Source organism: Nonomuraea mesophila (genome assembly GCF_004352805.1).
GTDB classification, from domain to species: domain Bacteria; phylum Actinomycetota; class Actinomycetes; order Streptosporangiales; family Streptosporangiaceae; genus Nonomuraea; species Nonomuraea longispora.
Genome location: NZ_SMLD01000400.1, coordinates 1 through 791 on the forward strand (window position 1 = coordinate 1; position 791 = coordinate 791).

The 791-nt window shown below is 75.1% G+C and carries 1 protein-coding gene; it reads right to left on the minus strand.

The annotated features are described in order from the left end of the window. Positions 1-22 precede the first annotated feature (22 nt). The coding region (locus E1295_RS48260; protein WP_246081270.1) for a D-sedoheptulose-7-phosphate isomerase at positions 23-791 on the minus strand (769 nt) is incomplete at its 5' end.

A 791-nucleotide genomic window follows, 5' to 3' on the forward strand; every position in this document is an offset into this window, starting at 1 on the left:
GGCCTGGGGTCGGCGGGCCTGGTCATGCGGCCGCCCATGCGTCGACCTTGTCGCTGATCATGTGCAGCATCAGTGTGTGGATCTCCTGGATGCGCGGGGTCTCGGACGAGGGGGCGAGAAGGAGGTGGTCGGCGTGCTTCGCGGCGGCCCCGCCACCGGCACCGCCGCCGCCGAAGAGTACCGTGGCCGCTCCCCTGCTCCGTGCGGCCGCCAGCGCCTCCACCACGTTGGGCGAGTTCCCGCTGGTGGTGAACGCCGCCACGACGTCCCCCGGCCGGGCGAGGGCCTGCACCTGCCGGGCGAAGACCTCCTCGTAGGCGTAGTCGTTGGCGATGCACGTCATGACCGTGGCGTCGGTGCTGAGCGTCACGGCGGGCAGCGGGCGGCGCTCGCGCTTGTAGCGGCCGACCAGCTCACCCGTGAGGTGCTGGGCGTCGGCCGCGCTGCCGCCGTTGCCCATCGTGTACAGGATGCCGCCGCGGGTGAAGCTCTCGATGAGCAGGTCCGCCACGGCCTCGACCGCCGGCACCAGCTCCGCCATGCCGCGGGCCGCCGCGAGATGCCCTTCGACGTGCCCGGCCAGCAACCCGGCCGTCCCGGCCGCGCCGGCGTCGCGGGACGGCTCGGACGTCCCGGCCGTCCCCTGAGACGTCGCGGAGGTCCCGCCGGACGTCCCGGACGGCGCTCCCGAAGTCCCGGCGGGCGTCCCAGGTGCCAGGCCGGGCCTCCCGTGAGACGCCACGGGCGATTCGTGGGTCGCGGGCTTGTCGGGGGCCGTCGTGGCGGGGGGC